The sequence below is a fragment of the Treponema socranskii subsp. buccale genome, assembly GCF_024181585.1.
GTDB lineage: Bacteria > Spirochaetota > Spirochaetia > Treponematales > Treponemataceae > Treponema_D > Treponema_D buccale.
The window spans coordinates 1,138,934-1,165,049 of the sequence record NZ_CP054258.1; the positions used below are offsets into that span (position 1 = coordinate 1,138,934).

General features: G+C 49.8%; 25 protein-coding genes. 3 read left to right on the forward strand and 22 right to left on the reverse strand.

Going from position 1 to position 26,116, the window contains the following annotated elements; translation table 11 throughout:
- Window positions 1-8 precede the first annotated feature (8 nt).
- The 11 genes from HRI97_RS04985 to HRI97_RS05035 form a co-directional block, all read right to left on the reverse strand.
- Complete coding sequence (locus HRI97_RS04985; protein WP_180486437.1) at window positions 9-1,601, reverse strand: ABC transporter substrate-binding protein; 1,593 nt, start codon at window positions 1,599-1,601, stop codon at window positions 9-11.
- Window positions 1,601-3,043 carry a hypothetical protein gene (locus HRI97_RS04990; RefSeq protein WP_253727054.1) on the reverse strand — a complete coding sequence of 481 codons (1,443 nt, stop codon included), beginning with the start codon at window positions 3,041-3,043 and terminating at the stop codon, window positions 1,601-1,603. Before HRI97_RS04990 ends, HRI97_RS04985 begins: the two co-directional genes overlap by 1 nt.
- Complete coding sequence (locus HRI97_RS04995) at window positions 3,040-4,659, reverse strand: formylglycine-generating enzyme family protein (RefSeq protein WP_253727056.1); 1,620 nt, start codon at window positions 4,657-4,659, stop codon at window positions 3,040-3,042. Before HRI97_RS04995 ends, HRI97_RS04990 begins: the two co-directional genes overlap by 4 nt.
- A 426-nt stretch (window positions 4,660-5,085) precedes the next feature.
- Complete coding sequence (gene pyrG, locus HRI97_RS05000; RefSeq protein WP_180486431.1) at window positions 5,086-6,699, reverse strand: CTP synthase; 1,614 nt, start codon at window positions 6,697-6,699, stop codon at window positions 5,086-5,088.
- Window positions 6,700-6,707: 8 nt separating this feature from the next.
- On the reverse strand, window positions 6,708-8,006 hold the full coding sequence (locus HRI97_RS05005; RefSeq protein ID WP_253727058.1) for a YhjD/YihY/BrkB family envelope integrity protein: 1,299 nt from the start codon (window positions 8,004-8,006) through the stop codon (window positions 6,708-6,710).
- Between the two features lie 24 nt (window positions 8,007-8,030).
- Entirely contained in the window at window positions 8,031-9,482 is a 1,452-nt protein-coding gene (gene asnS, locus HRI97_RS05010; protein WP_253727060.1) for an asparagine--tRNA ligase, read from the reverse strand.
- A gap of 94 nt (window positions 9,483-9,576) precedes the next feature.
- Window positions 9,577-10,203: a L(+)-tartrate dehydratase subunit beta gene (ttdB, locus tag HRI97_RS05015; protein WP_253727062.1), complete on the reverse strand. Its 627-nt coding sequence runs from the start codon at window positions 10,201-10,203 to the stop codon at window positions 9,577-9,579.
- 81 nt (window positions 10,204-10,284) lie between these two features.
- Window positions 10,285-11,184 carry a L(+)-tartrate dehydratase subunit alpha gene (gene ttdA, locus HRI97_RS05020; protein ID WP_301338906.1) on the reverse strand — a complete coding sequence of 300 codons (900 nt, stop codon included), beginning with the start codon at window positions 11,182-11,184 and terminating at the stop codon, window positions 10,285-10,287.
- Between the two features lie 21 nt (window positions 11,185-11,205).
- On the reverse strand, window positions 11,206-12,507 hold the full coding sequence (locus HRI97_RS05025) for an SLC13 family permease (protein ID WP_253727066.1): 1,302 nt from the start codon (window positions 12,505-12,507) through the stop codon (window positions 11,206-11,208).
- Between the two features lie 265 nt (window positions 12,508-12,772).
- Window positions 12,773-13,423: a GntR family transcriptional regulator gene (locus HRI97_RS05030; protein WP_253727068.1), complete on the reverse strand. Its 651-nt coding sequence runs from the start codon at window positions 13,421-13,423 to the stop codon at window positions 12,773-12,775.
- Window positions 13,407-13,985: a GntR family transcriptional regulator gene (locus HRI97_RS05035; protein ID WP_253727069.1), complete on the reverse strand. Its 579-nt coding sequence runs from the start codon at window positions 13,983-13,985 to the stop codon at window positions 13,407-13,409. The genes HRI97_RS05030 and HRI97_RS05035 overlap by 17 nt, the downstream gene beginning before the upstream one ends.
- Before the next feature lie 259 nt (window positions 13,986-14,244).
- Between HRI97_RS05035 and HRI97_RS05040 the strand changes: the two genes are divergently transcribed.
- Window positions 14,245-15,609 (forward strand): citrate/2-methylcitrate synthase, encoded by a 1,365-nt coding sequence (locus HRI97_RS05040; RefSeq protein WP_253727070.1) that lies wholly within the window; start codon window positions 14,245-14,247, stop codon window positions 15,607-15,609.
- Window positions 15,610-15,615: 6 nt separating this feature from the next.
- Window positions 15,616-16,371, forward strand: coding sequence for a pseudouridine synthase (locus HRI97_RS05045; RefSeq protein WP_253727071.1), 756 nt, complete (start codon window positions 15,616-15,618; stop codon window positions 16,369-16,371).
- 17 nt (window positions 16,372-16,388) lie between these two features.
- Here the strand turns inward: HRI97_RS05045 and HRI97_RS05050 are convergent, their stop codons facing one another.
- From HRI97_RS05050 to HRI97_RS05070, 5 genes are read right to left on the reverse strand one after another with little or no spacing between them, the layout of a single operon-like run.
- Window positions 16,389-16,799: a type II toxin-antitoxin system HicB family antitoxin gene (locus HRI97_RS05050; RefSeq protein WP_253727072.1), complete on the reverse strand. Its 411-nt coding sequence runs from the start codon at window positions 16,797-16,799 to the stop codon at window positions 16,389-16,391.
- 39 nt (window positions 16,800-16,838) lie between these two features.
- Window positions 16,839-17,009, reverse strand: a complete 171-nt coding sequence (locus HRI97_RS05055) for a type II toxin-antitoxin system HicA family toxin (RefSeq protein ID WP_253727073.1) — start codon at window positions 17,007-17,009, stop codon at window positions 16,839-16,841.
- Between the two features lie 49 nt (window positions 17,010-17,058).
- Window positions 17,059-17,505 carry a DUF2141 domain-containing protein gene (locus HRI97_RS05060; protein WP_253727074.1) on the reverse strand — a complete coding sequence of 149 codons (447 nt, stop codon included), beginning with the start codon at window positions 17,503-17,505 and terminating at the stop codon, window positions 17,059-17,061.
- 11 nt (window positions 17,506-17,516) lie between these two features.
- Window positions 17,517-18,281: an EFR1 family ferrodoxin gene (locus HRI97_RS05065; protein ID WP_253727075.1), complete on the reverse strand. Its 765-nt coding sequence runs from the start codon at window positions 18,279-18,281 to the stop codon at window positions 17,517-17,519.
- 28 nt (window positions 18,282-18,309) lie between these two features.
- The gene (locus HRI97_RS05070; RefSeq protein WP_253727076.1) at window positions 18,310-18,912 is read right to left on the reverse strand and encodes a TetR/AcrR family transcriptional regulator; all 603 of its coding nucleotides are present in this window, start codon (window positions 18,910-18,912) and stop codon (window positions 18,310-18,312) included.
- A 218-nt stretch (window positions 18,913-19,130) separates the two neighbouring features.
- Between HRI97_RS05070 and HRI97_RS05075 the strand changes: the two genes are divergently transcribed.
- The gene (locus tag HRI97_RS05075; RefSeq protein WP_253727077.1) at window positions 19,131-20,816 is read left to right on the forward strand and encodes a formate--tetrahydrofolate ligase; all 1,686 of its coding nucleotides are present in this window, start codon (window positions 19,131-19,133) and stop codon (window positions 20,814-20,816) included.
- 78 nt (window positions 20,817-20,894) lie between these two features.
- Here the strand turns inward: HRI97_RS05075 and tsaB are convergent, their stop codons facing one another.
- Genes tsaB through fliD form a run of 6 tightly spaced genes read right to left on the reverse strand, consistent with a single transcriptional unit; the run spans window position 20,895 to window position 26,100 of the window.
- Entirely contained in the window at window positions 20,895-21,575 is a 681-nt protein-coding gene (gene tsaB, locus HRI97_RS05080) for a tRNA (adenosine(37)-N6)-threonylcarbamoyltransferase complex dimerization subunit type 1 TsaB (protein WP_253727078.1), read from the reverse strand.
- 28 nt (window positions 21,576-21,603) lie between these two features.
- Window positions 21,604-22,035, reverse strand: coding sequence for a tRNA (adenosine(37)-N6)-threonylcarbamoyltransferase complex ATPase subunit type 1 TsaE (gene tsaE / locus HRI97_RS05085; RefSeq protein WP_253727079.1), 432 nt, complete (start codon window positions 22,033-22,035; stop codon window positions 21,604-21,606).
- The gene (locus HRI97_RS05090) at window positions 22,032-22,295 is read right to left on the reverse strand and encodes a hypothetical protein (protein ID WP_253727080.1); all 264 of its coding nucleotides are present in this window, start codon (window positions 22,293-22,295) and stop codon (window positions 22,032-22,034) included. Before HRI97_RS05090 ends, tsaE begins: the two co-directional genes overlap by 4 nt.
- A gap of 31 nt (window positions 22,296-22,326) precedes the next feature.
- Window positions 22,327-23,424 carry a flagellar brake protein gene (locus HRI97_RS05095; RefSeq protein WP_253727081.1) on the reverse strand — a complete coding sequence of 366 codons (1,098 nt, stop codon included), beginning with the start codon at window positions 23,422-23,424 and terminating at the stop codon, window positions 22,327-22,329.
- Entirely contained in the window at window positions 23,414-24,013 is a 600-nt protein-coding gene (locus tag HRI97_RS05100; protein WP_180486407.1) for a DUF8042 domain-containing protein, read from the reverse strand. Before HRI97_RS05100 ends, HRI97_RS05095 begins: the two co-directional genes overlap by 11 nt.
- Window positions 24,014-24,036: 23 nt before the next feature.
- On the reverse strand, window positions 24,037-26,100 hold the full coding sequence (fliD, locus tag HRI97_RS05105; protein ID WP_253727082.1) for a flagellar filament capping protein FliD: 2,064 nt from the start codon (window positions 26,098-26,100) through the stop codon (window positions 24,037-24,039).
- Between the last annotated feature and the right edge of the window lie 16 nt (window positions 26,101-26,116).

Consider the following 26,116-nt stretch of genomic DNA (forward strand, 5'->3'; position numbering starts at 1 on the left):
ACCGCTTCCTATTTGACCTTCCAGTGTTCAGCTGAAAGGAAAGGATTATCCGTAGCGATCGCGACATTTTCCAAACCGCGCGAGTATACGTCTTTTTCAAGCGAACACAGATACAGCGCGGGTGAAAGTTCGCAGATGCGCTTGTCGATTTGGAGCGTGAGGTCGATCCAATTTGCAGTAACGATCTCTTTTTCCCATGCGTCGAAAAGGCTGTTCAGTTTACTGTCCGCGATACCGGTGACGTTTTTCGAACCGTTCGAGCGGTACCAGTCGCCCAAGCTCGAATAGAGGTTGTCGAAACCTTCGCAGTACATGAGCGCGAGTTCGAACGATTTTTCGGTGTTTACCATGCGGTCGAAAACTTTATCGCCGGTACGCTTCGCTTCGACGTTCAAACCGATTTCGGCAAGCTGTTTGACGATGCCGCTCGCCATTTTATCGCCGAATTCACCCATAGAGTCGGGGTAGAGGAGGATAGCGTTTTGACCCGAAACACCGCCCGAAGAGGCAAGACTCTTCGCCTTTGCCAAATCATAGGAGAGGAACGTCGGCATGGGTTTGTCGACGTATTCGGGAATATTCGCCGCGAAGAGATTCGACGGGAAAGGTCCGTAGTTTAAGATAACGCCCGATTTTTGATCGGTGATCGAAGGAATGAGCATCTCACGGTCGAGCGCCATAGCCATAGCCTGGCGTCCGTCGGCGTTCGGGAACAGCTTCGTGTTGATTGCCACTTCATAGAACGCGTACGGGATATACGAGTTGATATCGACGTTCGGGATCTTTGCGACGTCCGCGCGATCGGTCGGCTTCGTTTCGAGGATGACGTTGACGCGGCCTTTGCGCATTTCATTCATACGAATGATCGGGTCGATGATACGCGTCATGACGAGGTTGCTCATCTGCGGCGTATTTCCGAAATAGGTGCCGTTCGCATCGAAAGTAACCCATTTACCGATTTCCCACGTTGCGAGTTTAAAGGGACCCGTTCCGACAGGTTCGGTTGCGAACTTGCGTTCGTTTTCGCCCGCACGCATATTGACGCGCATTTTCTGTCCGTTGTATTTCGACGGAACGATTTTGAACGTCAATACGGGGTAAGCGCGGAATTCGGGTATAGGATTGATGAATTCGATCTTTACCGTTCTGTCGTCTTCGGCGGAAACGCTTTTGATAAACGACATGAGGTAGCTGCGTTTGGGAGAATCGTTTGCTTCGTCGGTATATGCGGCAAACGAATAGACGACGTCGTCGGCAGTGACGGGATTCCCGTCGTGCCATGACACATCCCGCAGCGTTGCCGTGTAGGTTTTTTTATCTGCGGGATTCTGCACGATGCTTTCCGCAAGGGCGAGATTGGAATAGAGAGAGCCGCTTTCTTTATCGACTTCGAAATTGACAAGACCGTCGAACAAAAGCTCATCCGCGTTTAAGCCCGACGTATTTTGCTCAAGCACGGGATTCAATGAATCGGGAAGCGTGGAAACTGCGACAACGACTCCCTTAGGCTGTGCTTTCCAGATGATAAATGCACCTGCCGATATGAGTACGATAAGTGCGACGATAATAATGGCAATAAGGCCTTTTTTGTTAAACTTCATTAACGCATCCTCACAATGAATGAACTGTAGACGACGACTTCGCCTTCATAGTCGGGCGTTTTGCCCTTTTGTACTTCAAAGAAATATTTGTTGCTCGTCAACGTGCTGCCCGCGTTGAGAACGGGCCACGAATTTCCGACCTTATAGTTGCGGTTGACGAGATCTTTCATATTGTTCTTTTCGATAAGTCTTCCGCTCTTCGTGTTTTCGGCGAAAACGCGGACGGTACGATTATCCTTCAGCGTGACGACGAGGTCATTCATCTGTCCTCGCGGAATGGAAACCATACCCCACCAGTATTCGTTGCCTTTTGCATTTTTCGCGCTGAATTTCGCAGGGCGGCTCTTTTTGCTTTCCGCCGTCGAGCGCGGATCGGGGTTGAACAGACCGATCATGAGCGGGAAGACGACTTTGCCGCGGCTCGCGATTTCCTGTGCGGTGCGGATTTCGGCGTTGACCTGCGCGATCTTCGATTCGAGATCTTTTTTCTGTGCGTTTATATCGTCGATGATATCCTGTCCGATATCGTTCGGATATTTTGCCGCAAAGCCGAGCAGATCCTGATACGTCGCTTCGATATTCGATTGAACCGACTGATAGTGTGCGAGAATCGCTTCGAGCGGCATCTTGCCGTTTTCGCCTGCGTTTTCGGGACTGCGCGCGAATTCTTCGTCGATGTGCGTTTTATATTCGTATGCGCGAGCGCGGATAGCCGAAGCGCGTTCGATCGACAAATCCTGGCGCGTCTTTTTGAACGCGCGGATATTTGACGAAACGCCTGCGGTTTTCGCAACACCGGCATTGTTCGCCGCCGCATCGATTTCCTTTTCGGCGCTCGTATACGCGGCGAGTACGGAATCGTAAGCCGCGATTTTCTGTTCGAAATTCGGAGTTGAACGCGCCGCTTCGATTTGGCTGTTGAGGGAAGCCTTTTTTGCTAAAAGAGAGCTTACGACATCGGTTTCTTTGTTCGCCTGCGTGAGTTCGTCGGTGTTTCCGTAGAGCTTTACTGCGGACTCATAGAGGTTTTTCGCCTGAGTCGTTTTTCCCGCCGCAACCAAACCGTCTATGCGGCCGGCCGAAAGAGAAGCGCCTTTTTCCGCAACTTCCGACGGAACCTTTAAAGCGGGATCGATCGAGCTGAATTTGGCGATCGCCGTATTGCAGGCTGCAAGCAGTTTCGCTTCATTTTTCGTCGAGTCGGTGCTTTCAAGAGCTTCGGCTCCGGCTTTGTATGACGCGATGTGATTTTCATACTGCTTTTTTACTTTTTCGTCTTTAATTTCGTTCCAATACGGGGCGGCCGCTTCGGGCTCGCGGTCGTTCCACGCTTTTACACCTGCGGCGATCGCCCTTTGATCGGGGCTTTCTTTGCTCGTCGTGGCGCAGGAAATAAGCATAACGGCTAAAATTGCCGAAACGATAACAGCGTATTTTTTCATTCTGAAACCTCCTTAACTAAACGGAAGCCGACATCGGCATATCCGTTTTGACTGTTGATATTGCGGAAATTGGAAATGCGTAATTCCGTCGGACCGTCCATCCATGATCCGCCTTTGACGGTGCGAAGATTCGTCTCTCCTTCGATACCGTGATTCGACGATGTCCATTCGGCGACGTTGCCGGACATATCGACAAGACCCCATGCGTTGTTGCCGTTTTCAAACGAGCCGACGGGGGAAGTCTTTGTAAATCTGCCGTTGCCTTTGTAATTTGCGCGTTTTCCGTCGGTCGGATTTTCATCTCCCCACGGATAGATGATGTCGGCACCGGCGCGAGCGGCTTTTTCCCATTCTTCTTCGGTCGGAAGGCGATAGGTCGAACCCGTTTGTTCGGAAAGCCACGCGGCGTATGCTTCGGCTTCAGCATAGCTGACGGCGACGACCGGCTGCTTTCCCTGATTGTAATCGGGATTGTCGAAATAATCGGGAGCGTTTTCGGCTCTCGTCGTGTGCAGGAAAGCCGCATACTGCGCGTTCGTCACGGGCGTCAAGCCTATGGCGTAGGAAGAAGTTGAAGCCGTGTGAGCCGCTTCTTTTTTCTGTGCGCGGGTATCCTGAGGAACCGCTCCGGCATTGAACTCGCCTGCGGGAACGACGACCGACGGGAACGCCGCGTTGATGTCGTCGAAACGGACATAGTGCGCATCGGCGGACGTTTGTACGTCGAGTTTTTTCAAAACCGCGGATGACGGAACGGACTTTGCCAATGCCGTCTTCACCGTAAGCGTTACCGCTCTGCTGCGGAAGTTTGCATCGGCGGGGAAATCGACGGATGCGTTGCCGAGCACGTCGGTTTTAACAAGCGTGCGCACGTCGGCGACTTCTTCCGTCATAACCGAAGGAAGATCGGCAGCTTCCCATATAAACTCAATCGGGAATCCGCCTGCCGCATTGCCCGAATCGTCCGCAACCTTTACCGAAAATTTCGTCTTTGCATTGACGATGCCGTCTTGCGTCGAAAACGTAAAGACGAGGCTTTTTTCGACATCGGTGCACAACGCTTCGGCTCTGCGCGAAAGCAGTTCCGTACCGTCGGGTACGGCGGAAAGCAGATCCGTTTCTCCTTCTTCGACCAATCTCGCGAGGACCGCGAGGGCTGCCGAAACTTTGTCCGCGGGGTTCTTTTTGTTTTTACCCGCAGCAAGGCGGGCGCTTAAATCGGCGCGGAGCGCGTCGGCGTATACTTTTTCTTTTTTGTCCCAATCGACGATTTTCATCCGATACGTAACTGCCGGAGGCTCATTCTTTTTCGATTGAACGTAGGGCTTGATATCGTTGATGCGGGCTTTAACCGATGCGTCGCTTACCTGTATTCTCGACGCTTTCGGATTTACGGAGCGGACAGCGGCGGTCAGCGCGCTTTCGACGAGATCGCGCTTTCCGGCACGCTCGGCTTCAGCTGCGGTAGCTCCTTTACCGTAGCCGTAGTAATAACCTTCTTCTTGTTGTACCAAAGCAGGTTCCGCTTTTTTTGCAAAAGCCGACCAGTTTGTTAAAACAAAAAAAACGGAAACCAAAAGAATCGCGAGGCGATCCCGTTTCATTGATGTACTCATACTTGATCTCCTAAAATTTATTATCCGTCAATCATAATAAATTTAGCAATAAAAATAAATTCAACAATAAATATGTCAAATTCCGTTTTTCCGTTATCGATGTTCATCGTTTGAAAAGCGATACGCTTTACGGACGAATTCGATAAAGAATAGCATACGGCTGAAAGTAAGTCAATATTTGCGAAAACGGTATTTCGCAGCATGCGGTACAAAACGCCGTACGCTTTTATAACAACGTTCAACCGCGAAGGTTATACGCCGTTTATCGTATTAATTTTAAAATTGTTTTTTGTTCTTTTTTATTGTTATGGTAGTTTTTTTGATAAAATATTATTAATTAATAATATGTAAACCGCTTTCGCCGCGTTTTTGTACGGCGGCAAAACGGTTTTATCCGAAGCGTTTTCCCCGTGTCCGTTTCCGCCGTTATTTTTTTGTTTTTTCGGCGTAATCGCACGCCGCTTTAATAAATTCGCGGAAGAGAGGCCCCGCTCTGTTCGGGCGGCTTTTGAACTCCGGGTGAAACTGTACGCCGAGCATCCACGGGTGATCGGGCGCTTCGCATATTTCAACCAAATCGCGCTCGGGGTTTACGCCCGAAACGATGAGACCCGCTTGTATCAATCTGTCGCGGTAGGCGTTATTGAATTCGTAGCGGTGACGGTGCCGTTCCCAAATCGTTTCGGCGCCGTACGCTTTTTCTGCAAGCGTACCCGGCTTTATTTTGCATTCGTATTTTCCGAGACGGAGCGTGCCCCCGAGAATCTTTCCGCTTTGGTCGGGCATCAAATCGATGACGGGATCGCTCGTCGATTTATCCATCTCCGAAGAGTTCGCGTCTTTTAAACCGAGCACGTTCCTCGCGTATTCGATGACTTGGATCTGCATGCCGAGACAGATGCCGAAGTAGGGCACTTTGTGAGTTCTCGCGTACTTCGCGGCGTAAACCATGCCTTCGATACCGCGTCCGCCGAAGCCGCCCGGAAGGATGATACCGTCTGCGGCTTTTAAACGAGCGAGGGCGGCTTTATCGTCGGGGAGCGTTTCGGATCCGATCCAATCGATCGTTACGTCCGCTTCGTTGTGGATGCCGCCGTGTACGAGCGATTCCGCGACCGAGAGGTAGGCGTCGTGCAGTTCGACGTATTTTCCGACGAGCGCTATCGTCACTTTGCGTTTCGGGTTATTGAATTTGTCGACCATCTTTTGCCATTCGGCGAGATCGGGCGTCGTGTTTTTAAGGGAGAGCGTTTCGCATACCGCGTTTCCGAGTCCTTCGTTTTCCATTTGGAGCGGCACTTCGTAGATGGACCTCGCGGTGAGGTTTTGGATAACATGGCTCGTGTCGACGTTGCAAAAAGAGGCGAGCCGTTCGCGGGTTGCCGTATCGATCGGTTCTTCGGTTCGAAGCATGATGATGTCCGGCTGGATGCCGAGTTCCTGCAGCTCTTTTACCGAGTGCTGCGTCGGCTTCGTTTTGAGTTCCTGCGATTTTTTCATGTAAGGCACGAGCGTCAAGTGAATGTAGCAGCAGTTTTCTTCGCCGACTTTGTATTTCATCTGACGGATCGCTTCCATAAACGGCAGCGATTCTATGTCGCCGACGGTACCGCCGATTTCCGTAATGATGACGTCGGCTTTCGTTTCTTCCGTCGAAAGCATCATACGGCGGAGAATCTCTTCGGTGATGTTCGGAATGACCTGCACCGTGCCGCCGTGAAATCCGCCTTCGCGCTCTTTGTTTAAAACGGCGAGGTAGACGCGGCCTGCAGTCGTATTCGACGATTGGGAAAGAGAAGCGTCGGTAAAGCGCTCGTAGTGCCCCAAGTCGAGGTCGGTTTCGGCTCCGTCGTCGGTGACGAAAACTTCACCGTGCTGGTAGGGATTCATCGTTCCCGGATCGATGTTCAAGTACGGGTCGAATTTTTGATTGACGACTTTGTATCCTCGGCTTTTTAAGATGAGCCCGATAGATGCCGCAGCGATGCCTTTGCCGAGTCCCGAAACGACTCCGCCGGTGATGAATATATACTTAGCCATTTTTGTTATTATAGCAGGAAAGTTTCCGTTCGTCCATAAACGTGCGAAACATATTCGGAGATATGCGACAGCGCTTTTTCGGCCGTTTTGTGATTTATTTCGAGGAGACTTCGAAACTCTTCGGCCGAAATCTTCATCAGTTTACAGTCGGTTTCCGCTTTTGCTTCCGACGTGCGCACTTGATCGAGTATGCACGTCTCTTCACCGAAAAAAGACCCCGTATCGCAGTAGGAAAGGTTTCCGTTTCTGTTGATGCGCACCGCACCGCTGACGACGTAATACGAATCGTCGGAGCGCTCGTTTTTCGAGTAGATAATTGCGCCCGCTTTATAATCTTCGACGTTGCCTTCATTCATGACGGATGAGGGTCTTATGAAAAGTATACGCTTTACGATCGAATTGAATTTCGTGTCGTCGCGGTCGGGCAAGAGATATAATTCGCTCAAAACGAGCGGATCGAAAAACTGAACGATATAAATCACTTGTGCAAAGATAAAAAACAGCGTAAAGAAGATATACGTTTGCAACAGAAAAACCATAAGACCGCCGAGCACGCCGTAGATGATATTGTAATTTGCGATATTGAGAAATTCGTTTGTCAATTTTGCCGCCGCAAAAAACGAAAGCGTGCACAATGCGGAACAGGCTGCACAGAGTTTCAGTTTCGGTTTCGTTTCCGACGCATAGCGGTAAGCGAGCAGCACGATGATAAATATGAGGGCGAACTCGGATAAAGTGATAAAAGTACCGGGTGAAATGCCGAGTTTTGCAGGAAGATCTATAGGCAGCGATGACAGCGGCGAAAGCGTAAAAAAATTTCTCAACGTAAAAACCGCGAGTATGATTACCGCAGCGATGAAGATGAGAGCGAGCTCTCCCGTGACGATGAGCGCATGATTGAAAAGCGCGCGGGATTTTATTTTTTTGTGAAAGATGCGCTGCATGCCCTGCATAACCGCGGCAAATGATTTTCTTGCCATGAGTACGATAAAAAGGGCGAGCACGAATTCGAGCCGGCCGAACGTTTTCATTTTCAAAAGCGCCCGTATAAACGATTCGGCGTCGAACATCGTTTTGTATTCCGAAACGCGTGACAAAACCGAATCGATGATGTCCGGCGATGCGTGGATGATACGCACGAGGATTGTGAGCACCGTCATCACGATCGGGATAAACGAAAAGAGAAAACCGAACGCGCAAGAGGCCGCGCACATATAGAGATTGTTCCGCGCATAAAACGACGCCGTCAAATAGATGAGCTGACCGACCGTATTTTTTGCCGAGCGTTTTTTATGCCGTCTTTTCATGAACGGTTTATTATAGCGCGCTTTTTAAAAATCCGCCAGTTTCGGCGCACGCGGGTAGGGGATAACGTCGCGGAGGTTCGACATACCGGTAACGTAGCGGAGGAGGCGCTCGAATCCGAGGCCGAAACCCGAATGCGGTACCGTGCCGAACCTGCGCAAGTCGAGGTACCACGTATAATTCGACATGTCCATATTGCGTTCGTTGCATGCGGCAAGCAATTTGTCGTAATTTTCTTCACGCTCGCTTCCGCCGATTATTTCGCCGATACCCGGGACGAGGACGTCGATGGCTTTGACCGTTTTGCCGTCGTCGTTTTGTTTCATATAAAACGCTTTGATCGCTTTCGGATAATTGTACACCATGACGGGGCATTTGTAGATCTGCTCGGTGAGGTAGCGCTCGTGTTCGGTTTGAATGTCGCAGCCCCAAAACGGTTTGTATTCGAATTTATCGGCGTGTTTTTCGAGCGCTTCGATCGCTTCGGTGTATGAAATCCGCTTAAACGGCGTTTCGGCGACGTGTTCGAGCATCGCGATGAGACCGTTTTGAATGCGTTTGTCGAAAAATTCCAAATCGTCCCTGCATTTCGAGAGCGCCCAGCGCAAAAGGTATTGGATAAAGCTTTCGGCCAAATCCATATCGTCGTCCAAATCGAAAAAGGCCATTTCGGGTTCTATCATCCAGAATTCGGACAAATGCCGCGGCGTGTTCGAATTTTCTGCGCGGAACGTCGGTCCGAATGTGTACACGCGGGAAAGGGCGGTTGCAAGCGTTTCCGCTTCGAGCTGACCGCTCACCGTGAGGCTCGCTTTTTTACCGAAAAAGTCTTTCGAATAGTCGACGAGGGATGAAGCGCTTTCGGCCTTTTTGCCGGCATTTCCCGCTTTGACGCCCAGCTCCGCGATCTTTTCGAGCGACAGCGTCGTCACTTGAAACATTTCGCCCGCGCCTTCGGCGTCGCTGCACGTGATGATCGGCGCGTTGATATATTGAAAGCCGTTTTCCTGAAAAAACGAGTGAACGGCGAACGCCATTTGATTGCGCATACGGAACACCGCACCGAACGTATTCGTGCGCGCTCTGAGGTGAGCGTTTTCGCGGAGATATTCCATAGACATTTTATTTTTTTGGAGCGGATAGGACTCGCTCGGACATTCGCCTAAGACGGTGAGCTTTTCGAGCGTCACTTCGACCGCCTGTCCCGACGCAGGGGAGGGAACGAGGAGCCCTTCGGCGCGCACCGAAGCGCCGGTATTCGCTTTTGCGAGGTTTTCTTCTATTGATTTCACGTCGGCTGCAGAAGAAGGAGAGGTACGGTCGAAAGTCAGCTGGATCGATGCGAACGAGCTGCCGTCGTTTACTTGAATGAATACGAGATTTTTCGAATCGCGTACGGTTCTCACCCAGCCGCACACGATGACGGCTTTTCCGTCGGGCTTTGATGCAAGCAGATCTTTTATGAGCGTCGGTTTCATGCGTACGATTGTAGCGATTTTATACGCTTTGAGCAATGTGCCGCATTCGGTCAGATTTTTACGTGATGCAGCACTTTCAAAACGCTAAGCCGGTTTATTTGATGAATTTAACATTTTTGCTTATTTCCTCAATGGCTTTTTCTTTTCGCCGATTATAGATAATTTTCTGTTCTTCGAAATAGTTTTTTCCGTAGGTATCGATTGAAACGATGAGAGGACCGAATTCTTTTACACGACAGTTCCACAAAGTTTCGGGCATACCCAAATCTCGCCATTGCGCACACACGATTTTTTCAACCGCTACGGCTGCGACGACGGCGTTTCCTGCGGGAATGACGCAGTGCAGGCATTTAAATGTTTTGCATGCATATTCCGTATTGGATCCCATGCCGCCTTTTCCGACGATGAGCTTTACGCCGGTTTGTTCGACAAATTCCTTTTCAAATTTTTCCATACGCATGGAAGTCGTCGGACCTATGGAGACCATTTCAAAGGTATCGTTTTCAAGGGGACGGATAATCGGCCCGGCGTGGATAATCGCGTTGTTTTTTACGTCTACCGGAAGAGGTCTGTGCTCTTCTACCAGGCGTCTGTGCGCGACATCACGGCATGTCGTTAAACTTCCGTTTAAATAAAGTATATCGCCGATATGAATATCGGTAAGGTCGGCGTCGCTGATCGGCGTTGTGAGGATCTTTTTTCCGTTTTTTATTTCTACCATAAAAATCGACTCCTTTGGCAAGTTGTACTACAATTCGCATTATCAGGGTGACCGCTGAAAACTTCTCTCTTCAGCAATGTCCTAGAGTGTTACGCCCGAGTGCGTATCGATAGTGTAGTTGAGCGCTTTGTCAAAAACGATATGACCGCGGCGATGCGACCAGCAGCCCACATTTACGGCGACGCCGATCGTAGAAGGGTGACGCGCCGTATTTTCAATGTGCACGCCCATAACGGAATAGTTTCCGCCCATCCCCTGCGGACCGAGTCCGATCGCATTTATTCCGTCTTCCAAAAGCCGTTCCATCTTTGCGGCTCTTTCGTTTTCGTTATGGCTCCCTATCGGACGCATAAGGGCTTTTTTCGACAGCAGGGCGGCGGTTTCTACGGATGTCGCAATTCCTACTCCCACCAAAAGCGGCGGACAGGCGTTAAGCCCGTAAGACGTCATGCGGTCGAGAACAAATTTCGTCACGCCCTCGTATCCTTCGCCGGGCATTAAAACCATCGCGTGCCCCGGAAGCGTACAGCCGCCGCCTGCCATATACGCATAAATTTCGCAGGTATCCGAATGCGGAATGATGTCCCACCATACGGTCGGCGTTCCTTTACCGACATTTTTGCCGGTATTGTATTCGTCAAAGGTTTCTACGGAATTGTGGCGCAGCGGCGCTTCTTCGGTAGCGATGATCACGGCTTCTTTCAAAAGCGCTTCCAAGTCGTCGATAAGCGGGAAACGGGTGCCGCACTTTACCCAAAATTGCAGAACACCGGTATCCTGACAGCTTGGTCTATCAAGTTCGGCAGCCAGCTTTTGATTGCGTGCCATTGTTTCGTAGATAACTTTTGCCAACGGCGAATCTTCTTTTTTTCTCAGATCGTCAAGTTTTGCGATCACATCATCCGGAAGTTTTTTGGCAATATGCGATACGAAATTTGCCATATAACGCGTTAATCTTCGTACTTGTTCTTCATTACTCATATTCTAAACCTCTATAATCAGTCAATTCGGAAAAAACGGAAAGGCAAGAGGAAGGACAATCATGCTTACAACCGTTGCAATGACGATAAGAGGCGCTCCCGCCTTTACGTAATCCGTAAATTTGTATCCGCCGGCGCCCAGTACCATTGTGTTTGCGGGCATACCGATCGGCGTCGCATACGCGCACGAACCGCCGATTACGCACGCCATGAGGACTGCCCTCGGATCGGCTCCCATATTTACGGCAATCGAATAGCAGATCGGAGCCATAAGCGCGGTTGTCGCCGTATTCGACATAAAGTTGGTCAAAATACAACATAAGAGGAATACGACGAAAGTCAGCAAAAGCGGAGAAGGGTGAGAGCCCATAAGTCCGACGACTTTTTCTGCGATAAGCCCGCCCGCGCCGGTCTTTTGTAACGCGGATGCAAGAGAAAGAGTGCCGCCGAACAAAAATATCGTCCTAAGGTCGATCGATTTTAACGCCTGTTTTTCCGTGATCGTACGAGTAATAATCAAAAGAAGCGCTCCGATACAACCGGAAACGGCAAGTTTTATCCCTATCATTTTTTCAAAGATCATCGCAATAAGCGTGAGAACCAAAATTATAAGAGACATAGCTTTTTTCCATAACGGAACTGCGCTGTAATCGGGTTGTTCGTCAAAAATGCTGTCACTGTCTTCCGTCGCGCCGTTGTCGGGCAGCAGTTTAAAGCCGATGGTCGCATAGAAGACGATGCCGGCGACAAGAATAGGAAGACCCGTGATCCCGTATTCGAAAAATCCGAATTCCGAACCCGCTGCAAGAGATCCGTCTTCGATCGCTTTTTGAATGGTAGACTGTGCGATCATATTGCCGGGCGCACCGATTAAAGAAAGATTTCCGCCCATGGCGGCGGCAAATACCAGCGGCAATAAAAATTTTGATCTGGAATACCCTGATTTGGAAGCGATGCCGATGACGACGGGGATCAGAACGGCCGCGGTTCCCGTATTGGAGAGAACACCGCTCATAAGGCCGACAATAACCATAATTGCGACGATGAGCATTCGCTCCGATTTTGCAAACCGCGTAACGATTCCTCCGATAGCGTTTGCCATGCCTGTTTCAAACAGTGCTCCGCCGACGATGAACATGGCGACAAAGAGAATGACGTTATTGTTTATAAATCCCGAGAATGCCGTTTTTACATCGAGGACGCCGGTTAAAATAAGTCCTATGCATATAAGCATCGAAGTGACACCTAAAGGGACTAACTCCGTGATAAATAAGACAATCGCCGCAAGCAAAAATCCGATTGTAATGAGCGCAGGGATATTCATAGTTACCTCCAATTTCTATTTTTCCCAATTATATTTATGCTCTTATAAATTATTTTTAATATAAAATATTTGATAATGTATCCAAATTATGTATAGGATAAATCAATTTTTCGTATTTGTCAAATAAAATTTTCACGAATTTTACGCAGATAAGGCGCTTTTATCTATACGCATGTATAGAGTATATACCTTAAAAACCGGATATTTTCAGATATCGACGAATTGAAATTGTAGAGATGAGGCAAAATGAGCGCCCGTATTCGGATCAATCGGTATACCTTGTCAGTATGCTTTCCATGCTTCGAACGATATGTGCTTTCATACATTTTGCGGACAAATCTTCATTCCTCGCTTTGAGCGCTTGAAAAATTTTTTTATGCTCATCGAGAGAAATCGCTGCGTATTCCTCAATAGTGGATTTTATTCCGAGAGAGAGGCCGTTCCACAGTTCGGAGAGGATATTTTTAAGTTTTTCATTGCCGCTCGCCAGCCAAATTTCGTAATGGAACGACTGATTGAGATTGCTGTATTCGTCGATATCGTTCTTCGCTATGCTCAAATCGGATTGTTTTAAGACATTTTCGATATCGGTTAAATCCGCTTTATTTCGACAGCAAAGCATGCATGCTTCGCTTTCCAAGACCGCGCGAATTTCATAGTGCTCCCGAAGGAATTTTTCAGTGATTCCCAAAACCGTCGCACCTTTATTTGCCTTCAGTGTTACCAAGCCGTCTCTCGCGAGGATTTGAAGAGCTTCTCGTACGGGGGTAACGGAAACTTCCAGTTCGCTTGCGATTTCATCTAAAACAAGTGATTGCCCTGCTTTTAACTGTCGTGAAATTATCGCTTTTCGCAAAGCGGCTGCAACCCTTTCTCTGGCCGGAAGGAGTTTTATAGGTTTAAGACCTTCTATCATGTCGGTTGTTCCTGATATGCCATGCAGACGCTGCAAGTCCGTTAAAATAGAACGCGAACATGGCTTTTGCGTTATCTTTTTCCCCCGATTTGATTTCCGCAATTATTTTTTTCAAATCGTCGATTGCGCACGAACGGAGAGGATCGGTAAGTGCAAAGGAAATAAAAATTTCCAGGACGGAGTTTAACGTTTTTCTTATAAACGCATTTGCGGAAAGCCGAATGACGTTTTTATGAAAAGATAATTCATCGGAAAAGATAAAATCCCTGCAGTTTTTATATAAGATATTCAGTTCGATTTCCAAAGCGAGTTCAAAGATTTCTTCAAAATACGATGCGTCGATTGCCGCAATGCGTACATGCTGATTTGGGAGTTTTTCTATGAGCCCGGTATATTCCAATATCAAAAGAGCTTCCCGTACAGGAATTCTGGAAACGCCGAGACTTTGCGCGAGTTCGTTTTGGGTGATCTCCGTTCCGCTTTGGATTTTATTCTTTAAAATCAACGATGCAAGCTGCGTCAGAATGCCATCGTTTTTTTTTGCTGTTCCCGCTATGTTCACGACAAACCGATTGTATCGCAACGGCGTGCACAAGTCAACGTTCGCTCGAGCGTCGCATCCGTAAAGACTTGATTTCAAACTCGACGGGCTGTCGAAAAGTAAGCGACGTTTTAAAAATCCCGCTGTTGTCGCGGCGGCAAAAAATCTGTATAATTATAACGCTTTTTACCGCGCATCCGTTCTTCCTTTTTCGTGTCAGGGAGTTTTCCGTAAGGGTTTGACGGAGTAAATGCGTGCGTATTTTTATAGCGGGTTATGTATGGCGAAAGAACAAATTCAAAACGCATTTTTAAAAAAACTTTCGGTACTTGCCCAACGCAACGATCCGATTCCTCCCGCTTTATACACGAAGTACGACGTAAAGCGCGGGCTGCGTTATGCAAACGGGACGGGCGTGCTCGTCGGGCTTACGCGCATCGGAGATGTCGTCGGTTACGATATGGTAAACGGCGAAAAGGTGCCGATTCCCGGCAAGCTCTTTTACCGAGGTTACGATGTCGCTTCCCTTGTAAAAGATGCCGAACGTACAAAGCAGTTCGGCTACGAAGAGTGTGTCTACCTTTTGCTTTTCGGAGCGCTTCCGACGCAAAAGCAGCTCGATGAATTTACGCAGTTTTTGGGACTCCGCCGTACGCTTCCGCAGAACTTTACGGAAGATATGATTATGAAAGCGCCGTCGAGCGATATCATGAACAAGATGGCGCGCGGCGTACTCGCAAGCTATTCGTACGATCCCGATCCTGAAGGACGGGAGATCGCAAACGTGCTCCGTCAGTGCATCGAACTCATATCGCGCTTTTCGACGCTCGCCGCCTACGCATATCAGGCGAAGCGGCGTTTTTACGACGACAAAAGCATGTATATTCACAATCCGCTGCCCGAACTTTCGACTGCGGAAAACTTTTTGCGTCTCATCCGCCCTGATAAAACCTATTCCCGCCTTGAAGCGGAAATCCTCGACCTCGCCCTCATTTTGCATGCCGAACACGGAGGCGGAAACAATTCGAGTTTGACGGTGCACGTCGTTTCATCTGCGGACACCGACACGTATTCGGCGATCGCCGCGGCTATAGGTTCTCTCAAAGGAAGACGGCACGGAGGGGCGAATATCCGCGTCATGGAAATGATGGACGACATCAAATCTCACGTAAAGGATTGGACGAGCGAAAAGCAGGTTCGCGATTATTTAATAAAAATCGCAAAACGCGAAGCGTTCGACGGCACGGGTTTGATTTACGGTATGGGGCACGCGGTGTACACGATCGACGATCCGAGAGCGGTGCTCCTTCGCGAGCGGGCGGCAAAACTCGCAAAAGAAAAAAAATGCGAAGCGGAATTCCGCCTCTACAACCTCATCGCAAAGGTTTCACCGGACGTTCTTGCCGAAGTGCACGGTGCCGACAAAAGAATCTGTCCGAACGTCGATTTTTATTCGGGCTTTGTGTATTCCATGCTTAATATTCCACGCGAACTCTACACACCCATCTTTGCGATTTCGCGTATTGCCGGCTGGAGCGCTCACCGTATCGAAGAGATCGTCGCAGGCGGCAGAATTTATCGGCCGGCGTATAAAAACGTGTGCGATGTGCGGGACTACATTCCGATCGAAAAGCGCGTAAAGTAAGCGCTTATGATCCGCCTCGACAAACTGCTGTCGCACGGAGGTTTGGGCTCCCGCTCTTCCGTAAAAAAACTTCTCCGTTCGGGCGCCGTAACGGTAAACGGGAAAAGCGTATTCGACTCATCGATGCGTGTCGATGAAGAGTGCGATATCGTCGCCGCGGACGGTAAAAAAATCGAAATCCGAAAAGAAGTCTATCTCATGATGTACAAGCCTTCGGGGTATGTGTGCGCAAAGCGCGACGGACTTTACCGAACGGTTTTCGATTTGCTCGGCGACGCGTACCGTACGCCTTTTTTCGAAGACAATCTGCACACGATCGGAAGGCTTGACTGCGACACCGAAGGCCTGCTCATCCTTACAACCGACGGAGAGCTTACGCACCGTATCACTTCTCCGAAAAGCGAATGCGGAAAAACGTATTTTGTGCGCCTGGCAAAAAAAGTGCGAAGCGCGGAAGGATCGGCCTACGTTTCCGAATGTGCGAAAGGCGTGCACATAGCGGCGGAAGGAAGAGAAAAAGAAGCCGATTGCAAAAGCGCTCGCCTCGTATGGCTCGGAAGCGGCGATGAAAAAGACGAATGCACGCTTACGATCTACGAAGGAAAGTTTCACGAAGTAAAGCGTATCTTTTCCGCGCTCGGAAACGAAGTCGTCTATTTGAAGCGCATCGCGATCGGCGCACTTCGGATGGACGAAAGCCTTGAGCGGGGCGGCTGTCGCGAACTTTCGGAAGACGAAATCGAACTGCTTAGCCGCATCTGAAAACTTGTGTGAGCGCTTCAGTGCGATACGCCCAATTTTTCTTTCAGAGCGGATTGTGCGACTGCCGAAACGTTTATTTTTGCTTTTGTTGCCATATCGTCGAGCCATTCGGGGAGGGTGATATTACGGCGGACGTTGCGGCTTTTTTCCATCCTGCGAAAAGCTTCCAAATCGACATCTATAAGCGACACAAACGAAGTCCCCGCTTGTGCAAATTCACTGTTTTGTACATCGATATCGTTAATTGTACTGGCAGCGGGCAGTTCCGCTTTGTCGTACAATGCATTGCCTATGTAATCTTTGGCCATACCGATGGCATCGGCGAGACCGTAGCCCTCCGTCGCTCCGTCCAAGTCGGGAATGCTCACCAGATATGTGCCTTTTTTATCGTCTGTTTGTGTAAAAATCGCCGGATATACGACAGTCATAATGTCCCCTATGAAAAGTATTCTTCCCAAAAAGCGGAATTAAAGTTCCCATTTTTTGATAATCTTTCTTGCCAAAAGTTCGTTTATTTCCGTATGCCGAGGTACTTGCTCTTCGTTGTTTCCGCGCTTATAGATGTCGTGCTTACCGCCGTGCCGATAGAAAATAAAACCTTTAGCTTCCAGTTTTTTTATCAAATCTTTCCGCTTCACAACAAAAGTATACACACTTTATGCGCATTCTGTCAAATTCTTTAATGGATTAATTCATTTTTACCAGCGGGATGTTTACCGTCGCTGTGCCGTCTATAAAAACCTTGTGTTTTTTGAAGTTGCCGGGCGGTCCCTTGCCGTCGTAGTTACTGAAGCCGAACGGTTCTTTGGGAATGCCGATCGCATTCGTGTTTAATTTTCCGTCGCCGTTGACGTCGTGGTAAACGCAAAAAGCATAGTCGCCGGCTTTGAGCCGTATATGATACACGGCTTTTTCTCCCGTCACCGCCAATTCGACGCTTCGATACGGAATGTGTTTGCGAAAACTTTCAGAGGAATCATGGATGCTTATAACAATCGTTCCCGAATTTTCCTTTATACCGGTAACGACGATTTCCGTGTCGCAGAGCGTTTTATCGTCCGCCGCTTGAGGATACAGGAAATAGAACGTAGCAAAAAACATCATGCGGAAAAATAGGGTACGTGTTTTTTTCATATTGCTCCTAATTATTGCGCTGCATAATTTTCAAAGCGGCACTGCTCGAATACGTCCGTACCGATAAGCGTAATCGCCTTTGCGGGGCAATTGTTTATGCAGCGGTAGCATATCGTGCAGTTTCCGGGATAAAACACGGCTTTATTGTTTTCGATATACAATGATTTTGAAGGACAGTGTGCCGCGCATATGCCGCAGCCGATGCAGCGTTCCGTTCTGATTTTAAGCCGTTCTCTCAATTTTTTCGCATGCATTTTAAACCACAGGCGCTGTCCGAACAAACCCGCAATTCGATGTAAAAAAGATAAGCCGTCTTTCGGATAGATTCCGCGCTTTATGGCATTCGCGGCTCGTGCAATCTTTTTTTGCGCCGCCGATATGAGCGCCCCGTTTTCTTCCGGCGTTTTTTTCAAGAGCTTTACATCGGCGATACAGTCCGGCATACGCAGGTGTAAGCCTCCCGTAACGGCAGCTCCGCATTTTCGAAGCAGCCGGGCCGCAAGCCCCGCACCGTCTCCGCTGAAAAGCCCCATCGTCGCGATAATAAAAACGCGTTTTCCGCGGAACATAGCGGCGTGTTCTCTAATGAACGTTTTTACGATGCGCGGGATGTCGCTGAAATAAATCGGGTAGCCGAGCGCGATTTCATCCGACGCACGTAAAATTTCAAGCGCTTCGCCCGATTCCATGCTGTAAGCTCTGCCGCCGGTCGCTTGTGTCAACGCTTCCGTACAGTATTTTGTGTTTCCCGTTCCGCTGAAATAAATTCCGTTCATATCGTCCTCTGCAATAATTCGTGCGCCCTCACTTTAAAAATGACGGCTCGAGCAAGTCCATAAAATCGGTGATTTTTTCTTTCCAATTTTTGTCGTAGTGAACATTTTTCATTGCCGCCAGCGCCGTAAGTCCGTGAATAAAAGCCCATATCGTTATTAAAATATCGTTTTGCTTTTTTTTCGGAACCTTGGTTTGTTTAAGCAGTGACAGGATGCTGTTTTTATACAGAATATAGGGCTTATAGTTTTTCTCATCCGGTATAGATAAAGTTAAATCGACCTTTATATCGGACGAAGAATACAAAAATTGAAAATAGGCGGGATTATCAATAAAAAAAGAAACATAGGCTATACCCAATTTTTTTAACAATGCGGTGGGCTTTTTATTTTCGGCGACAGCCGTTTCGAGCGTTTTCGAAAAACGTTCGGTGATGTGCAGCTGCATCGCGTTCAACAATTCTTCTTTGTTGTGAAAATGGCTGTACGGAGCCGCATGGCTGACTTTGCAAGCCGCCGCCGCTTTTCTCAGCGAAAAAGACTGCACGCCGTCGGCATTGACGATTTCGATGCCTTTTTCGATTAGGAGATTTTTCAATCCTTCGCGGTGATACGGCAACTTCGATGTTTGCATAAGCGGCTCCTTTTTTCTTGTAATCTTTACAGTGTCAAGATAATAGCGTAAAATCTTTACACTGTCAAGTTTAAAACGCCGATTTTAAAAGCTGCAGATTAAAGATGCGCGGTTTAAAATCATCTGTAGGAAAAACTTATGCGCGAATCGGATCGATTGCCTTGATTAAGCGTTTCGAACGATTTACAAAGGCCGGCGTTCGCGCGTATAATTACGCTATGTTGTCGGATATCGAAATAGCACAAAAAAATCGAATGCTTCCGATCGCGGACATCGCAAAGCGGATCGGGATTGATGCGGACGGGATCGAACCGTTCGGAGCGTACAAAGCAAAGCTCAGTGCAAAAACGCTTCGCACTCTGCAGGAACGCGCTTCGGACGAAACTTCGCGCGCTCGTCTCATCCTCGTCACCGCCGTAACGCCGACGAGCGCGGGGGAGGGCAAGTCGACCGTTTCGATAGGGCTTGCCGATGCGCTCAACCGTATCGGGAAAAAAACAGTGCTCGCGCTCCGAGAGCCGTCTTTAGGCCCCTGTTTCGGCATAAAAGGCGGAGCCTGCGGAGGCGGATACGCGCAGATCGTTCCGATGGAAGAAATCAATTTACACTTTACGGGCGACATTCACGCGATTTCCTCAGCGAATAATTTGATTGCGGCTCTCATAGACAATCACATTCACCACGGCAATGAACTGGGGATAGATCCCCGCACGATTTCGTGGAAGCGGTGCGTCGATCTCAATGACCGCGAACTGCGCAACATCGTCGTCGGACTCGGCGGCAGAGTGAACGGAGTACCGCGCGAAGACCGCTTTTGCATTTCCGTCGCGAGCGAAATCATGGCGATCGTCTGTCTCTCCCGCACGATTTCGGAATTGAAAGAGCGCATTTCGAATATCGTCATCGGGGAAAATTACGACAGAGAAATCGTTACATTCGGAGAATTCGGATGTACCGGCGCGATCGCCGCATTGCTCAAAGATGCTCTGAAACCGAACCTCGTGCAAACCCTCGAAAAAACTCCCGCGTTTGTGCACGGCGGCCCCTTTGCGAACATCGCGCACGGCTGTAACAGCATCAACGCGACGCTCGCCGCTCTCGCTTCGGGAAACTATGTCGTAACCGAAGCGGGATTCGCCGCCGATTTGGGTGCGGAAAAATTTATGGATATCAAGTGCCGTGCGGCGGGCATCGCTCCGTCCTGTGCCGTCATCGTCGCAACGGTGAGAGCTCTTAAAATGCACGGAGGTACGGAAAAACAGGATCTTGCCCGTCCCGACCTCAAAACGCTTTCGGCGGGATTTTCAAATCTCAAAACGCATATCGAAAACATCCGCAAATTCGGCGTAAGCGCGATCGTCGCGATCAACAAGTTCGCATCGGACACGAGCGAAGAACTCGAACTCCTCGCCGAACTCATTGCGGAAACGGGTACGGAAAGCGCCGTCTGCGAAAGCTGGGAAAAGGGAGGGGAGGGAGCGGTTTCGCTTGCCGAAAAAACGAGCGCGCTCTGCGATGCGGGAAAAGCGGATTTCCGTCCGCTCTACGATTCCGATATGCCCCTTTCAAAAAAGATAGAACGCATTGCACGGGAAATCTACCGTGCAGGTGCGGTTTCGTTTGAAAGCGCCGCTTTGAAAAAGCTTTCGGCTTTCGAAAAGGCGGGCTACGGAGCGCTTCCCGTGTGCATCGCAAAAACGCAGAATTCGTTGAGCCACGATCCGAAACTGCTCGCTTCTCCGAGCGGCTATACCTTTCCGATCCGCGACGCGCAGCTTTACGCGGGCGCGGGCTTTGTCGTCGCTCTTTCGGGCGACATCACGGTGATGCCGGGGCTGCCGAAAAAACCCGCCGCGCTCAATATCGACGTGAACGACGACGGAGTCATTTCGGGATTGTTTTAAGCGCACGGACGCCGCTCGTCGTATGGCGGCGGCTTTCATCGGACTTGTATCGGGGGCGGCAGCGATGATAAAAATTGATTATAATTCCGCCGCTTTCCGTTTGACTTCCGCTTCGCTTTCACGGATGTATACGGGGCCGTCGAAATCGGCAAGCGGTTTTTTCCCCGCTTCGATTTTCGCTTCGGCGAGGGCAAAGAGAGAATCGGTCGTAATGATTGAAAAATCGAGCGCGTAGAGTTTTACGGGCGAGCCGATTGGTCGGGCGGCTTCGACAAATCGTGTTGCGTCGGGTCCCGTACAGAGCGCTTCTTCGGCATCTTTTAAAAAGTTCAGCACCGTTTCAATTTCATAGTCTCCGGGCGGAAGCGCCTCCGATCCCGCTTCGTATGCGGCCGCATAGAATCTGTTTTTTTTCGCATCGATTGCGGAAACGACGGGAAAGGGAAGGACGCGGTAGGGATAGGCGCAGACTTCGAGCGTAGAGATGCCGTATATCGGTACGTTTGCCGCCTGTTCGACGGCTTTGAGTGCGGCAAAGGCGAGCCTCAGTCCCGTAAAAGATCCCGGCCCTTGACACAGCGTCGTATAGTCGAGTTCCGCTATTCGTAAACCCGCCTTCGATACGACGGCGTCGATCGCGGGAAGGAGCGTTTCCGATTGTTTCATGCCGACGGCATAAACCGCCGAGACGACGGCATCGTCGTTTTTTGCCGCAACCGTAAGGCGAGCTCCGGCGGAATCTATCGCAAGCGCTTTCACAAATCCTCCCGAAAAAGATACCAGCGGGTTATTGTATTGCTTCGTGCGGCCAGTTCGAGACGCGGACGGTGCGCGAGCCGTCGTCGTTTACGGTTATGTCGATCTCGATTACCGTATCGGGCAGTTCGCTCATGATCTTTTCGCTCCATTCGATGACGCACACGCCGTCTCCGTAGAGCATATCGTCCGTTCCGAGGTTGATAAAATCTTCGGCACCGTCGAGGCGATAGACGTCCATGTGGTAGAGCGGCATCGTACCCGAATATTCGCTGATGAGGCAAAAGGTCGGGCTCGTGATTTCATCGCGTACGCCGAGGGAGCGCGCGATGCCTTTGGTAAGCGTCGTCTTTCCTGCAGCGAGAGTCCCGCGCATGGCGAGTATGTCGCCTTTTTGCAGGAGGCGGCCGAGCCTCTGTCCGAGCGCTTCGGTTTCTTCTGCACTCTTCGTCGTAAAGGTCATAGCGGCAGTTTCCCTTTGGTGTCCGCTGCGGTGATATACGTCTTCAATGCGTTTTTTATCGGAACGACGGGATAATTGATCGTTTCGGAAACGACCACATCGATTTTTTTTACGCCCAGAGGATCGGTTTCGATACTGAATTCGACCGGAGTTTCAAAATCGCCTTCGTGAAGCTCTATGACAGCCGTACCTTTAAACTTCCGAAGATAATAAATGCCGCCTGCTTCGCGGCAGATGTTCCGAATCTCCACAACTCTCATTTCTGTACGATACCGTAATAAAGTTTAATAATCAAGTCGGCGTGTTCCGTTCGCCGTTCTGTGCGGCGGCGCCGTATCGATACACGTATGCGAAAATGCGGTTTCGCGCTTTGTCCGATATGTCCGTAAAGAGGATGCCGAGGGAAAACGTATTGTTGGAAGCATTTTTATGCACTGCGACGATGAGCCCCTCCGCTTCGTATGTCGCATCGGGAAGCATGATCGAAACGCAAAGGCGCTGATTTTCTTTTATCGGGAGATTCGTCAGTATGGCGCATCCGTCGCCGGAAACGTTTGCGAGCACTCCGTCGTGGGGTTTGGTTTTTTCGTACTTGTCGTTTACCGCAGAAAAAATACAGGGGATGTTGATATCGCTGCGTTTCGATTTCCGCTTTGTCTGCTGATTCAGATCGTTTGTGTGCGACAGTATCATTTCCGTGCCGTCGTCGAAACCGATCGAATAGCGGATGACGCGCGTCTGAAAGCGGTACGTCATACCGCTTTTCGTCGTAAACACGAAATCGGCTTTTGAAAGCGGAGCCGGTTTATTTTCGGCGTTGTACAGCGTTTGCGGAATCGAAAGCGTCATATTTTCCGCCGTGTTTTTTTTCAGCGCGCATCGGATCTGTACGCCCTGCGGCGATAAAAAGAACAGCTTCGTTTGTTCGGGTATGCCCGCCGTCGACGTGATCCACGTATCCGCCGCATCCTGTATTTCGATTTTTCGGCGGAGGCGAAAAAGGGACGTGATTTTTTTTTCGGCAGTGCCGCTTTGCAGCATGGCGGCGTATTGTGCGCCGAAGAGTTTGTCGACTTCGGCCGCATTGTAGATGAGATAACTTATATTGGGCGCTTTAGCCGCGCGGCAGATTTCCCACAAAAGAGATGCTTCGGCTTTCGAAAGCGAAAGGCGCTTCGCCGTCTTTTCGATGTCGCCGTATGTCGTCAGCCGTTTTTTTTGCGCTTCAAGCCATTCGGGAGAGGAGCGGATGCGCTTACGCATTTGATACAGCAGATAGATGACGAAAAATACGAGAATGATAAAGGCGGGGATGAGCAGGTACGCGTAGTAATGCGTCGCAAGGCGCGCTTGGAGCGGCGTGATGCCGCTCGGTACGTTATAGCGCATGGAAAACCTCGAGCGCTTTTGATGCGAGCTTTAAGCGCGGGCATATTTCGTATTCGGCCAAATCGCCGACGAGCACCGTATCGTTCGCTTTGAGCGCTTCTTCGAATTCCGAAAGCACGGGCGTAAGATCGGCAAAAAAATCGGACACCTGTTTTCCGTCGACGACGATCGCGCCGTACGTATCGGGAAAAAGGGATGCGAGAGAAGCCGTCCGACAGAAGACTTCGATGTCGTCGGCAAGCTCCGCGATCGCGGCGGTCGCTTCTTTCCCTTTGCCGCTTTGCAGATCGACGGGAACTCGTTCCATGCGTTCGGCAAGCGATGAAAAAAGACCGGAAAGCTTTTTAAAAGAATCGGCTATCGATTGTTTTGTCACGACTTCGAATTCGATTTTCGTCGACGATGAAAGCGGAAGTTTTGCGTATTCGTCGAATGAAAAAGCGTCGACTTTTTGCCCGTCCGCACGGATACCGATAACCGCCGCATCGTTTTCTTCGCACGTCGCTTCAAACGAGCGCAGTACGTCTCCGATCGTCTTTTCGTCTTCAAGCGTCACGTCGATTTTTGCACCGTTGACAAATAAATCCATAACAATTCCTTAATCGATTTTTTTTATTGTTCGTTGTTTCTGTTGTTTTGCCGCATAAAATTCGAAATAGTCGTCTGCTGACTTTCGAGACTGTTCAACGATCCTTCCATATTTGCAAACTTTCTTCGAAGTTCCTTTTCTTTTTTATCCATCTGCGTTTCAAGCTGCGCTATTTTCGTTTCGGACGATTTGATGCGCGTGTCGAGTGCGCTTATCTTCGTGCCGATGATGCCGCCCGTTTGGACGTATGCGCCGAGTTCGCGATCCAATCGGTATGCGATGCCCGAATCGACTATGAGATCTCCGTCGCTGTCATAGCCGAACATATTTTTAATATCTTCGAGGTGAGAGGCGAGGGCGGCGTCGAGTTTTTTTTCGTCGATTTCGAGATAGCCGCGCAGCCGGCTCGCCGTATAACCTCCGGTGCTTCCGCTCGCGTTCGTCGAAATGCCGATCTGGGAGAGCATCGTTATGACCGCATCCTCTTTTGTTTGATAGCGCGAACTTTGAATAATTTGGAAATTCGATTTCATATTCGTAAGCGAAAAGTCGCCCATAAAAAGCCCGAGCCGCGCTTTTTCCTTTTCGCGCCGATCGTCGGAAAGGTAGGTGAGTTCGTCGACGATTTCGCTTTTGTTTTGCGAAAGAATATTGATTTGCGCGATCGATTCGTTATATTTTCCGACGAAAGTGATGAGCGCGTCTTTTGCCGATTTGACGTCCGGATCGATTTTGATCGTCGCCGTCCTTTCGGTTTTTTCGTGCACGTGAAGCGTTACCTCGGGCACGACGTCGTCGATATCGTTCGTCGGCCGCTTGATCGTAATGCCTTCGTACGTGATGATCGCATCCCGCGCCGTCGACGCGGCATTGTTCGGCGTAAAACCGCCTGCGGATTTCGGATCGTAGAGCGAAACGGACGACATCGTAAAAGCCGTACCCGTGTTCCGGTTTCGGATGACGATCGAAGCGATACCCGGGTAATCGTTCGTGTCGATATCGATCGCCGTTTTGTCGCTCGTCAATATGTTCGGCGTCGCGATTTCTTGTTCGCTTCCGTCGCTCATGAGCGCGTAGACGACGCTTGCCGACGTTACGGGTAAAAGATCCGCACTCCTCGTCTCTTGGCTTTTCGAAAGCAGGGTATCCGACGGATTGTTGTCGATGACGACGTCCTGAAACGACGCATAACCCGCATTGGGAAGTTCGGGAGAAATCGCTTTTGTGTTGAGCGCCGCCGTTACGTCTCCGACAGATGCCGGCGTGAGCGTAAACGAAATATGCTTTCCTTCGTTCCCCTGCGGAACTGCGAGCGAAAATCCGCTTCGCGGCGGGATCGAAACCTTTCCGTTTGAAACGGTGATCGCGGTATTCGTGAGGCGCGGAAGTCCTTCCTGCTCGAGGGCGGCTCGTTGCGGCGGAGCGGGGCGGAATTCAGCCTGCGTTTTTCCGAAAGAGGCCGCATCCGATTTTACCGGACGTATCATCCCCGTTTCGATCGCAAAGGTTTTCGCCGCGTCTTCAAACGTGAGGCGATTCGCTTCTCCCGTTTTTTTCGATTCGATGAGGATAGTTTTCGTACCCGCGCCGGAGCCGATGACGAGCGAATTGATGAGATCGCCGCCCCTCTTGTTGAGCGCTTTTGAAAAATCGGTAAGAGAGCCGCCTTTCCAATTGAACGAAACGGATTTGTCCGCTACGCGAAACGTGTAGGTTCCCGCCGGGACTTTCGTGTTATCGGGGAGTTCGGACGATAAAAAACGGTCGGCGCTCGCCGGCTGTATGACGTTGACTTTAAATGATTGATATTGCGCACCCCGATTCGCGTCCGCCGTGATCGCGTATTCGTCGGACGATGAGGCGAGCTTGTTGTTGAACGGATTTTCGTAGGAATACAGCGTCTTAACGCTGTCGCGGAATTCCGTCAATTTTCTGTTGACGTCCCGCCACGCGTTTTGCTGCGCTTGGTAGGTTTTGAGCGTGTCCTGCTCCCTTGTCAGCGGGACACGCTCGACCTTCATAAGTTTTTCTACCGTGTCGTTCGTGTTGTATTTATCGGTGACACCCGGTATGTTCAATCCTGGCATAATCCGCGTTTATCCG

Coding starts and splice junctions, on each gene's coding strand:
- HRI97_RS04995 (WP_253727056.1), bottom strand. CDS start 4,659: ATGAGTACATCAATGAAACGGGATCGCCTCGCGATTCTTTTGGTTTCC.
- HRI97_RS04985 (WP_180486437.1), bottom strand. CDS start 1,601: ATGAAGTTTAACAAAAAAGGCCTTATTGCCATTATTATCGTCGCACTT.
- HRI97_RS05100 (WP_180486407.1), bottom strand. CDS start 24,013: ATGGATTTATTTGTCAACGGTGCAAAAATCGACGTGACGCTTGAAGAC.
- HRI97_RS05045 (WP_253727071.1), top strand. CDS start 15,616: ATGATCCGCCTCGACAAACTGCTGTCGCACGGAGGTTTGGGCTCCCGC.
- HRI97_RS05070 (WP_253727076.1), bottom strand. CDS start 18,912: ATGCAAACATCGAAGTTGCCGTATCACCGCGAAGGATTGAAAAATCTC.
- HRI97_RS05090 (WP_253727080.1), bottom strand. CDS start 22,295: ATGAGAGTTGTGGAGATTCGGAACATCTGCCGCGAAGCAGGCGGCATT.
- ttdB (WP_253727062.1), bottom strand. CDS start 10,203: ATGGTAGAAATAAAAAACGGAAAAAAGATCCTCACAACGCCGATCAGC.
- HRI97_RS05030 (WP_253727068.1), bottom strand. CDS start 13,423: ATGATAGAAGGTCTTAAACCTATAAAACTCCTTCCGGCCAGAGAAAGG.
- HRI97_RS05050 (WP_253727072.1), bottom strand. CDS start 16,799: ATGACTGTCGTATATCCGGCGATTTTTACACAAACAGACGATAAAAAA.
- HRI97_RS05025 (WP_253727066.1), bottom strand. CDS start 12,507: ATGAATATCCCTGCGCTCATTACAATCGGATTTTTGCTTGCGGCGATT.
- HRI97_RS05065 (WP_253727075.1), bottom strand. CDS start 18,281: ATGAACGGAATTTATTTCAGCGGAACGGGAAACACAAAATACTGTACG.
- fliD (WP_253727082.1), bottom strand. CDS start 26,100: ATGCCAGGATTGAACATACCGGGTGTCACCGATAAATACAACACGAAC.
- tsaE (WP_253727079.1), bottom strand. CDS start 22,035: ATGACCTTTACGACGAAGAGTGCAGAAGAAACCGAAGCGCTCGGACAG.
- pyrG (WP_180486431.1), bottom strand. CDS start 6,699: ATGGCTAAGTATATATTCATCACCGGCGGAGTCGTTTCGGGACTCGGC.
- HRI97_RS05060 (WP_253727074.1), bottom strand. CDS start 17,505: ATGAAAAAAACACGTACCCTATTTTTCCGCATGATGTTTTTTGCTACG.
- HRI97_RS05040 (WP_253727070.1), top strand. CDS start 14,245: ATGGCGAAAGAACAAATTCAAAACGCATTTTTAAAAAAACTTTCGGTA.
- HRI97_RS05075 (WP_253727077.1), top strand. CDS start 19,131: ATGTTGTCGGATATCGAAATAGCACAAAAAAATCGAATGCTTCCGATC.
- HRI97_RS05005 (WP_253727058.1), bottom strand. CDS start 8,006: ATGAAAAGACGGCATAAAAAACGCTCGGCAAAAAATACGGTCGGTCAG.
- ttdA (WP_301338906.1), bottom strand. CDS start 11,184: ATGAGTAATGAAGAACAAGTACGAAGATTAACGCGTTATATGGCAAAT.
- HRI97_RS04990 (WP_253727054.1), bottom strand. CDS start 3,043: ATGAAAAAATACGCTGTTATCGTTTCGGCAATTTTAGCCGTTATGCTT.
- HRI97_RS05095 (WP_253727081.1), bottom strand. CDS start 23,424: ATGCGCTATAACGTACCGAGCGGCATCACGCCGCTCCAAGCGCGCCTT.
- asnS (WP_253727060.1), bottom strand. CDS start 9,482: ATGAAACCGACGCTCATAAAAGATCTGCTTGCATCAAAGCCCGACGGA.